Origin of the sequence: Dapis purpurea BLCC-M126, assembly GCF_050015975.1 — a bacterium.
Classification (GTDB): domain Bacteria; phylum Cyanobacteriota; class Cyanobacteriia; order Cyanobacteriales; family Microcoleaceae; genus Trichodesmium.
In genome coordinates this window covers 22,355-33,135 of record NZ_JBNHER010000159.1, presented here as the reverse complement: position 1 = coordinate 33,135, position 10,781 = coordinate 22,355, and the positions used below count along the sequence as shown (strand labels likewise).

General features: G+C 33.1%; 4 protein-coding genes. 1 reads left to right on the top strand and 3 read right to left on the bottom strand.

Annotated elements, in window-relative coordinates:
• The first annotated feature begins 2,151 nt into the window (after window positions 1-2,151).
• Window positions 2,152-6,570 (top strand): PAS domain S-box protein, encoded by a 4,419-nt coding sequence (locus ACP6PL_RS14440; protein WP_426545958.1) that lies wholly within the window; start codon window positions 2,152-2,154, stop codon window positions 6,568-6,570.
• A 567-nt stretch (window positions 6,571-7,137) separates the two neighbouring features.
• On the opposite strand, the gene ACP6PL_RS14435 is transcribed toward ACP6PL_RS14440, so the two are convergent.
• From ACP6PL_RS14435 to ACP6PL_RS14425, 3 genes are all read right to left on the bottom strand, one after another.
• Window positions 7,138-8,484: a DUF2252 domain-containing protein gene (locus ACP6PL_RS14435; protein ID WP_426545957.1), complete on the bottom strand. Its 1,347-nt coding sequence runs from the start codon at window positions 8,482-8,484 to the stop codon at window positions 7,138-7,140.
• Between the two features lie 73 nt (window positions 8,485-8,557).
• Window positions 8,558-9,439, bottom strand: coding sequence for an alpha/beta fold hydrolase (locus tag ACP6PL_RS14430; RefSeq protein WP_426545956.1), 882 nt, complete (start codon window positions 9,437-9,439; stop codon window positions 8,558-8,560).
• A 463-nt stretch (window positions 9,440-9,902) separates the two neighbouring features.
• Window positions 9,903-10,688, bottom strand: coding sequence for a hypothetical protein (locus ACP6PL_RS14425; RefSeq protein ID WP_426545955.1), 786 nt, complete (start codon window positions 10,686-10,688; stop codon window positions 9,903-9,905).
• Window positions 10,689-10,781: the final 93 nt, after the last annotated feature.

Sequence of the window (10,781 nt, the reverse complement as noted above, 5' to 3'; positions counted from 1 at the left end):
CCTCAACCGCTTTTTCCCCTATCCAAGGGGAGGCTTTAAACCAGAATTATTTAATGATTAATTATTAATAATTAATAATTGGGTAAGTATAATATTCTCTGTAATTCCCAATTGATAAATGTTTACTACAAATAACTGGGATATTTCTTAGAGACTGTTTGTAAAGTTTTGTGATGTAGAATAATAGCCCTTTGAACTGTAACAACTTGGTTATTTATGCTAGACTTTATAGGCTAAAATACCCAATTTGCGGGCGGTAAAAACACTTCATAAGTCTTTACAAACAACCTCTTAGAAGTCAGCAGTCAGAATGAATAGGCTTGATACCGTTTTTGATTTTGTAAATTATCTTTTTTGTTAAATATACATTTCCAATCAAGTATTTTAGTAGTGGTTATTATTCTTAACATTCTTTTTTCAAAATGGTATAATACCAGTTTGATAAATGTTTGCTACCAATGGTAGAAATAAGGAAGAAGGAAGAAGCAAGAAGGGATAAACATTCAAAAAAAAAGGAAAAACGTATAGATATAACTATCTAAAATGAATTGGAGCAGCTATTTTTCAGCACATCTGATCGAGAGCTACCTTTTCGTAGCATTCTTTTTTCAAAATGGTATAAGGGATAAAAAAGAAAAAATGATATATGGTAATCCCCCAAATTAAGTCTAAACTTTTTCAACAGTTTAGTTATAAAATAATAAGCAAGGTTGAGTAATGTTTTTTAAGATTATGAACATGAAGTAAAAATATATTATATCAAATCCGCTCTGGTTCGGTATAAAAAAATATTCCATCTGAGTGCTATTACAAAATATGCTCGTTTATTTCCCTATCTCCCCACATTTCTCAAACTCTTTATCTAATTAAACCAATACTACCGGATTTGATATTATTCATAATTCTTCTACTCTTTTCTATGTTCTTCTGTAAGTGGATAAGCAAAATTAATTCACATCCCACTGACTCCCTGTTACCTCTTGCATGACTTAATTAGGAAATTCCTAGAAAGCATGACTACTTATAACTTTAAACCTAACTTTTTGTTGAAAGCAACCTCAGACTTAAGTAGGTATGCGCGAATAAACGTCACTATGTAACCAAATGTTAAAGCAGTTGAAACCCTTGAGATTGCTTCTTTCCGCTCCGCTGCAGTCGCAATGACATACTTGTAAATTTTTTCACCTACCTACTTACTGGCTTGTTTAGTGAGAAAAAATAATTGATTATAGAACTACAGGCAAGGTGAGAAAAATACCTTATATTCTAGATTAATTAATTCCCGAAATATTTTGCTCTCTCCTCACAATTAGATTTATTAAAGTTGGTAGTTGTAAAAAGTTATGATAGGTAAGCTGTTGTGATTTAAACAACTTATTATTGTGTGCCTCATTTAAAGGAAAATTCTTATGACTTATGACTTATGACTTGCTAATACAAATTTTAAATGTCTATTAGTTTAGTAGGGAATAGGAAATAGGCAATATAGCAATCCAATATTGGTTATGAAATTTTTATAACAGTTAATTTTAATGGAAAATCTTTAAAATCATGTACGTCGCCAATCCGACGGCTCTGTTACCTGGCTCCTGTACGATCAAACGGCCGTTTTGCTCCGAAACATGAAACGCCCCCTACCACCAAAATATTACAACTTAAATAGGATTGCTATAGATAATATGTCTAGTTAATAAACAGTTCTGATATGCTTATACCATTTCTCTATGAATTTGCGCTTAATAAAAGATAACAACTATCAGTAAATTTCAGGTCTGGGTAAGAATTATTAAGCGTATTATTACAGAGAAATGGTATTCCTAAAATAGTAACACCATAAAATTATTGTTATTGTGGTATAATTCAAGATAGAAAATAAAGCAATTTATCCTGTAGTAATACTAAACTCAATTTTAAATTACTATTTACCATCTAAAATACCGAATATAAAGGCTAAATTGTGATTTAACAATTATAAATATATTAAAAAAAAGTAGTGATTCAGTATGATTTATCAGGGAATATACTTAGCATTCAAAGGATTTTTTCTTGCCTTGATATTTTTGAGATATCCAAAATCAAATCAACCCTCAAAATAGAAATATTTTAATAAATTTAATCGGGAAATATTAAAATAATTAAATAGGTACAATTATGGATAATCAAGTGAATATATCAAAAAAACAAGATCTTATAAAACCACTTAAGCCGGAAGTGCAAAAATTACAGCAGGGAAAAATAATGCAGTTATCTATAAAAACAATTGAATATAAATATATAGATCAAAAAGAACATTTATTCAAAACTTTAGCATTACAAATTAGTCAATATCAGAATTTAGAGAAAATATTTAATACTACGATTGCAGAACTGCGTCAGTTACTGAATAATGAGCGGGTAATTATTTATAAATTCAACTCTGACTTTGGTGGAGAAGTTGTGGCGGAGTCAGTAGTTGAACCAGAGTGGTCTATTTTAGGAAGAACAGTTTTATATCCATATTTTCAGGCAAACTTGGTTGCAGATTATCAACAAGGTAGAATACAAATTTTTACAGATTTAGAAACTGCTGGATTAACTCCTTGTCATGCAAAATTTCTGGCAAATTTGCAAGTTAAAGCTAATTTAGTTGTGCCAATACTACTAGAAAATAATCAACTTCTGGAAACTGGCAAAAAACAGAATTATTCTCCACCCGATTTATGGGGATTATTGATTGCTCAAAATTGTTCGTCTCCTAGAAATTGGCAGTCTGATGAAATTGAATTATTGAAACAATTATCAACTTATTTATCTCTGGCAATTCGGCAAGATTTATTTTTCCAAAAATTAGCAGCAGAACAGGAAGAAAAAAGACGTTTAGAGACAAAATTAAAGGCGGTTAAAAAAAAGCTAGACGTCAAACAAAGTAATCATAACTCCAAGTTAGCAAGATCTGAAAATGGATTGATAAATCACGAAGAAGAATTACATTATCTAATAGATGGAGTGAGAGATTACGGCATTTTTATGCTAAATAGTAAAGGTGATATTATTAGTTGTAATCCAGGAGCAGAAAAAATTACTGGATATCAAGAAACAGAGATTCTGGGTGAGAATTTTTCTTACTTTTTCTGTGAGGCAGATATTAAACAAGGTAAAGTTCAGCAAGTATTAGAAATAGCAATTCAAACTGGACGATATGAAGGGAAAGAATTAATTATTAGACAAGATGGTAGGAAAATTTGGTGTTCGACTATTATTACAGCTCTTGACGATCAATTCCCAAAAATTCATAGCTTTACCGTAGTGACTCGTGATATTACTGCAAAGCAAGAGCAAGAAATTAGATTAAAATTATTAGAAAAAGCTCTTTTTTCCAGTAGCAATGGCATTATTATTACAGATGCTACTCAGCCTAATAATCCAATTATTTATGTTAATCCAAGTTTTGAGAAAATTACAGGTTACCAAGCAGAAGAAGCGATGGGACTAAATCCCGGTTTCCTGTCAGGTGAAACAAATCAAAAATCTGCTTTAGAATGTTTACAAACAGGAACCTATTGTGATATTACTCTGAAAAATTATCGCAAAGATAATACTGTTTTTTGGCATGAACTAACAATTGATCCAATTCGAGATGAGCAGGGAAAATTAACCCACTATGTGGGAGTGCAAAAAGATATTACAGAAAGGGTAAAAGCAGAAAATGAACGCGATCGCTTTTTCTCTGTTTCTATTGATATGCTCTGTATTGCTAATTTTGAGGGTTACTTTGTCAAATTAAATCCAGCTTGGGAAAAAACCCTGGGTTATACTCAAGAAGAATTATTATCTCAACCTTTATTGAATTTTGTTCATCCAGAAGATCGCGAATCTACCCAAGCAGAATTAGAGCAAATTTCCCAAGGTAGTAGTGCAATTCATTTTGAAAATCGCTATCGGTGTAAAGATGGTAGCTATCGTTGGTTAATGTGGAATGCTACACCATTTACTGAACTAGCCACAATTTATGCTGTTGCTAGTGATATAACTGAACGCAAAGAAGTTGAAGCAGCACTGAAAAAAAGCGAAGAAAGATTCCGCACTATTGCTAATTTTACTTATGATTGGGAATATTGGCTAAACCCAGAACGTAAATTTATCTACGTTTCCCCATCCTGTGAACGCATTACCGGATACACTCCAGAGGAATTTCTAGAAAATCCTAACTTGTTCAAAACCATAGTTCACCCTAAAGACTCGCAAATTGTGAAACAATATTTTGCAGACAGTTTTGAGACAGATACAACATACTCAATGGATTTTCGGATCATTACTCGTGGGGGTAAAACAAAATGGATAGGTCATTGTTGTCAGTCTATTTATACTCAAGATGGGCGTTGGTTAGGTAGACGAGTCAGTAACCGAGACATTAGTGACTACAAACAAATGGAAATTTTCTTGCGAGACAGTGAAGAGCGGTTTCGGAGTATTTTTTCTCAAGCAGAAGTAGGTATTATTCAAGCAACTGCAACAGGAGAGTTGCTGCTATTTAACCAAAAATTTGTCGAGTTAGTTAAATATTCACAAGAGGAATTACTGCAGAAAAAACTTGCAGATATCATCCATCCAGAAGATTTTCCTACCTATACAGAACAGGTTGAACAACTTTGGGCAGGTAAAATTGAATCTTTTTCAGTCGATCAACGTTATATTTGCAAAGATAACCTTACTGTATGGATTAATATTAGTGTCTCCATAATTCGGAATCTTGCAGGTAAAGCAAAATGTTATATGGGAATGATTCAAGATATTAATGAGCGCAAGCAAACTGAACAAACACTCCAAGAAAATCAGCATCTGTTTAACCATGCAGAAACACTTGCTCATCTTGGTAGTTGGCAATATGATCCCCTCACAGAAAAACTTACTTGTTCAGATGAACTTTTCCGCATCTTTAGTTTACCACCTGAGCCAGGATTTACTTATCAGAAAATGTTACAATGGTATTATCCCGAAGATGCTAAATATCAAGAAAAACTTCTACGACAAGCAATTAAATTAGGCAAACCCTACAGTTTGGAAGCAAGAATCATCTCTAGAAGTGGTAAAACACGAGATATTTTTGCCCAAGGGCAACCAGTATTAAATGAAGAAGGTGAAGTTATCAAATTATTTGGTACAGTTCAAGATATCACAAATCGCAAACGAGCTGAATTAGCTGTGCGAGAGGGTGAGGAAAGATTTAGATTGATGGCAGATGGCGCTCCTGTACTGATTTGGGTTTCGGGAATTGATGGCAAGTACAATTACTTTAACCAGGTGTGGTTAAAATTTACCGGACGTACTTTGGCAGAAGAATTAGGTGATGGTTGGTTAAAGGGGGTGCATCCAGAAGATTTAGATAACTATTTGAAGACTTATAGGAATGCCTTTCATAGTCGTCAAAACTTTCGCATAGAATATCGTCTGTGCCGATCTAATGGGGAATATCGATGGGTATTGAATCAGGGAGTTCCTCGGTTTACCGCTAATGGTGAATTCACAGGTTATATTGGTTGTTGTCTTGATATTACTGAGAACAAGCAAAATCAGGAACAGTTAGAGTTATGGGTGAATGAACTGGAATTGCGCAATCAAGAGATGGTATTGTTGGGGAAAATGAATGAATTTTTACAGGTTTGTGCTTCTGCACAGGAAGCGGAAAAAATGTTAGGTGATTTACTTAAACCTCTATTTCCTGGTTGTTGTGGGAGTATATTTAGGATGATAAATGGGGAAAATTTATTGGCAATGGTAGCAAATTGGGGTGAATGTGTTCCTAATTTGCCAATCTTTCAACCATCTGAATGTTGGGCGTTACGGCGAGGGCGAATTCATTTGGTGGAAGCAGATAGCTCCAGTTTATTATGTCAACATATAAATGCTACTACTCCTCCTGCTAAATCTTTATGTATTCCCATGATTGCAAATGGAGATACCATAGGGTTAATACAGTTAACTGCGATGAAACCAGAAGCTTTGAGTGAAGCCAAGCAACAATTAGGTTGCACTGTAGCACAGCATTTAGCATTGGCACTGGCTAATTTAGAATTAAGAGAAACTCTGAAAAATCAAAGTATTCGTGATCCTCTGACAGGTTTGTATAATCGTCGCTATTTGGAAGAGTTTCTGGAGCAAGAAATTCACCGGGCAAAAAGAAATGAACATTCGGTGGGAGTTATTATGATTGATATTGATCACTTCAAAGGATTTAATGATAATTTTGGCCATGATGCGGGAGATTTGGTACTTGAGGAAGTGGGAAAAACTCTAATTAATGCTGTGCGGAAGTCTGATGTTGCCTGTCGTTATGGTGGGGAAGAGTTAACGTTGATTTTGCCTGGTGCATCTGTGAAGGAAACTCAAAAACGGGCTGAAGATATTCGTTTGGCAATTAAACAGTTACGTTTACGTTATCGAGAGACTACTTTAGATTCTATTACTGCTTCTTTTGGTGTAGCTTCTTATCCTCAGCATGGGAGAACATCTGAACAGGTAATTCAAACTGCGGATGCTGCACTTTATCATGCTAAGGAGCAGGGGCGCGATCAGACTGTTGTTGCTGGATAGTATTGAGAATTTAGAATTTAGAATTTATATCAAATTCGCTTAATTTGGTATGAAAAATTTTTCATCTGAGCGCCAAGAGCAAATCTTTCTAAGTCCTCTTCTCTCCTGATATCAAATCCAGTTAAATAGTTATAGATTGGTCAAGTCAGGAGTTAGGAGTCAGGAGGAGAGAGAATTATAAAGATTTAGTAGTTATGAACATTGGAGATTTTTTTATTCCCAATCAAGCGGATTTGATATGACTCCTAGATTAACTATCTAAATTAGGGCTTGCTGATTAAACATCAAAGGCTTTACAAATAAAGCTTTGCTCCTTTTTAGGTCTGGAAAAAGTACGAACTTTTAGGTCAAAAAGGTTCAAAAATTTAGCATTTTTTGCTCAATATTACAGAAAAATCAAGGGATAATTCCTCCCACTACCTCCTCTAAATTAGCTGTTTCTCCTGACTCCTGATTCCTGACTCCTACTCCTACTAAAAGACTTTTTCAGCAAACCATAATTATAACAATGCTACCAGATTTGATATTACCCCTTCTTCCTTCTTCCTTCTTCCTTTTCCCGAATACCTATTTACTATTTACAAAACTACGATAATCAATTTTGACTTGCTCTGCATATTTAAAGGCTACTTCAAAAATTAATTCTCGAAATTCTTTATGCTTACCATCCGTCATTTTTGTCACCTGTTTTTCTAAAGAATAAGTAACTAATTTTTTATCAAAATCTTTATCTGCTCTAGCGTGATTAGTAGCCAGAATCTTTCCCAATTGATAGGCAACTTCTATAAAACTATCTTTATTTTTTAATTTCTTAGTTTTAAGAGACTTTTTATAAGGAGATATTTCTCGGACAGAATAATAACCAGAAAAATATCCATCAGCAGGATTATTATCCACAAGTTCCATCCATCCTAAAAAATCATCAGCGTCTTTGATTAAAGCTGTATAAGCTTCGGCATGACGTTTGGCAGTATTGTCAAATATACTGTCATAATTTAGGCGATCGTATAAGCTAAATAATTCATAAGCAGGAGGTTGATACTGACGTTTAATATCGAGAATATGGTCATCATCTAAATTATTAGTTTCTCCTTCTATTAACAAGTAATAACGTGGCGTTCCTAATGACCCTAATCCAGCATTTAATCTTTGAGCAACATCTTTAACTTTAAAATATTCTGGGTCATAACTTAGATTTTTAGAAAGAGTTTTACCATAAGCTAACATTTCTGATTCAATAGCTTTTTTAGCATCAGATGCTATGGCTAAATCTTCATTATCAAAGTCAAATAATCGTTTACCTTCTACAACTTTAGTCCAGTCATATAGCATTCCTAGTCGTGTTTTTTCAGCAGCTTTTTCTATAGTCTTTTTCACCTCTCCACTGGTATTTTTTTCAGTAAAATATATCTGGGTCTCATCATTATTATCTACATAATATTCTAGGGTATCTAGATAGCTTTGACTCAAAGTATCAATTATTTCTTTCTGGTCAGATTTAGATATAATATAATTATCTTCAGCGACTAAAATCATACTTGTTGCTAAACGCCATAAATCATATTGATAATCAGCAATTATTGATTCATCAAAGTCATTGATATCAAAAATAATTTCTCCTTTATCGTTATTATAAGCGCCAAAATTATCAACGTGACAATCACCTAAAATCCAAGTTTTTGTTTTAGGATTACCAAATTTACCAAGCCTACTATCATTAGTAAAATCTTGCCAAAATAAAGAGTTTGTCGCTCTATAAAAAGTAAATGATGATTGAGACATCTGAGCATATTTTTCTGCTTTGAAATCTTGGCGTTTGTGGGGATTAGCACCTGATAAAATTAAATCTGTATCTAATTCAATAGACTCCAAAACTTTTTGAGTCCGCTCACTATTACTAATGGGTTGAGCCAAAGTATTCTTAAATATAAAAAAAAAGTTTATTATCAGAATTAAAATTATTACTATCAACCAACTTCGGAAAATTTTATTCAATTGATTCATCATTATTACTCAAAAATTCTCGCATATATTGATTCACTAATTCAGGCTGTTCTTGTTGTACCCAATGGCTACAGTTAGGAATATAACGAAGTTGAAAATTTTCCACATATTCTTCCGTACCATAAGTTAATTCTGTTCCTAAAGCCGTATCATTTTTTCCCCAAATCATTAAAGTATAAACTCGTAGCATTCCCCACTCTTGCTGATTAAAAAAACCAGGAAAAATATTACGATAATAATTAATCATTGAAGTTAAAGCACCTCGTTTAGCTGCAGCATCTTTATATGCTTCTAAGTCAGCTTCAGTAAAGGCAGATTGATTAATCACCATATTTTTAAATGCTGAAGCAATAGCCTGATAATCATCAAATTCAAACATCAATTCAGGTAAAAAAGGCAATTGAAAGAAAAATATATACCAACTTCTTAAAAGTTGCTCTGGAGTACCTAACCCTTCCATAAATTTTGCCGGATGAGGAATATTCATTACAATTAATTTTTCGACCATTTCTGGATTTTCATAAGCAAAACACCAAGCTATTGCCCCTCCCCAATCATGCCCTACTAAAACACAATTTTCATAACCTAATCCTGTAATTACTCCTTCTATATCTTTGATAAATTCTGCCATAACATAAGCAGATTTTTCTTCAGGTTTATCGCTTTCATTGTACCCTCTCAAATCTAGGGCAACTACTTTATAATCTTGAGCAAATTCAGGTATTTGATGTCTCCAAGAATACCAAAATTCAGGGAATCCATGTAACATTAACATTAATGGGCCTGAGCCTTGAGTAACATAATGAAGATTAATACTATTTGTTGTGATAAAATTGCTGGGAAAAAGATTCTCTTTGATTGACATTAATACCTCCCTAATAATCACTATAATTTTAACTTGCTATGCTCAAAGGAATAGGATATTAACTTATTCTTTTTGAAGTAATAATCAGAGTGGAAAGATTGACTGAAAATTAAAAGTTACTTTAACAGCATATTAGCTAATCTTTCATTAATTACTTGGTATAGAATGATTACTAAGGAAAAGCTGAAGGCTAATACATTAATGCTTAGGATTGTGTATACCAAAAATTATTTAATACTTAAGTGAATTTAACATAATTTTTATAGTTATTTTCTTACCCATAAAAATTGTTTTAAACAGCTATTAGAATTAATTATGCTAGAAAAGGATAAAATGTTGAAGAGTAAGCAAGGATGTCTTATATAAAATATTCTATCCAGTAGATATTATATAAACCTATATATTTATATATCTATGATATTCTCTAATTTATTATTATTTAATTAATCATAAATTCATTGAATTATTTCGTCCGTTTATTCCTGTCAATATAAGGAGGTAAAAATTTAGTTGGCTCCTGATCATAAATAGTGTACTCCCAAGGAACATTAATATTTTGGGTAGTAGTCTTACTACTGTAAGAAGCTCGTCGTTGAGGCTGGGCAAATAAAATAATCATCCCAATTAAAATAATTCCACCACCTAAAACTAAAATAGCCAGAATTATTCCTGCAATAAACCATGCTAAACCTTTTTCTAAATAACTTGCAGAACTACTTGACGCTCTTCTATTATAACTATCTATACCTTGCTGTAGACTTAAGCCAGAAATCAAACGTTCTTGTTGTTGGACTTGAACCAATAGTCGGTCATTTTCCAGTCTTAATTGCTCTTGTTGGAGTCTGAGTTGTTGTATTTCTCCCCACTGTTGTTCTAACTGAGTTTTCAATTGTCGTGTATCAAGTAATTGCTGTTGTAGTTGAGTGTTCAGTTGGTCGTAAGCTGAACGTTGTTGTTCAGATTGATTTCTAATTTGTTGTTCCAACTTATAATCCTTAAAGTCAGGAGCAGAAGGAACTGAAATAGGTGGGGGTGGTAATGGTAGTGGCTGAGGTAAGGCAGTTACTAGAGGAGAAGGATAAACCTTGGGAGGAGAAGAAAATGTTACAGAAGGTGAAGGGGATGGTATTGACAATTTTATCTGATCATCAGGAGATGACTTGCCAAAAACAATCCAACCCATAAGTAAGAGGACAATTAAGACCCCTGTTAAAATACATCCCACAATAAACGCTACAGTCTGATTCATTATTTAATTTCACTGTATGATTAAATCAGCACTATTTAACAAATCATATACGGTATCATACTAAGAACAATATTGAGTATCCATTTTCTGAAC

Bases quoted from the DNA above. Each gene is read 5' to 3' on its own strand.
- ACP6PL_RS14430 (WP_426545956.1), bottom strand. From the start codon at position 9,439: ATGTCAATCAAAGAGAATCTTTTTCCCAGCAATTTTATCACAACAAAT.
- ACP6PL_RS14440 (WP_426545958.1), top strand. From the start codon at position 2,152: ATGGATAATCAAGTGAATATATCAAAAAAACAAGATCTTATAAAACCA.
- ACP6PL_RS14425 (WP_426545955.1), bottom strand. From the start codon at position 10,688: ATGAATCAGACTGTAGCGTTTATTGTGGGATGTATTTTAACAGGGGTC.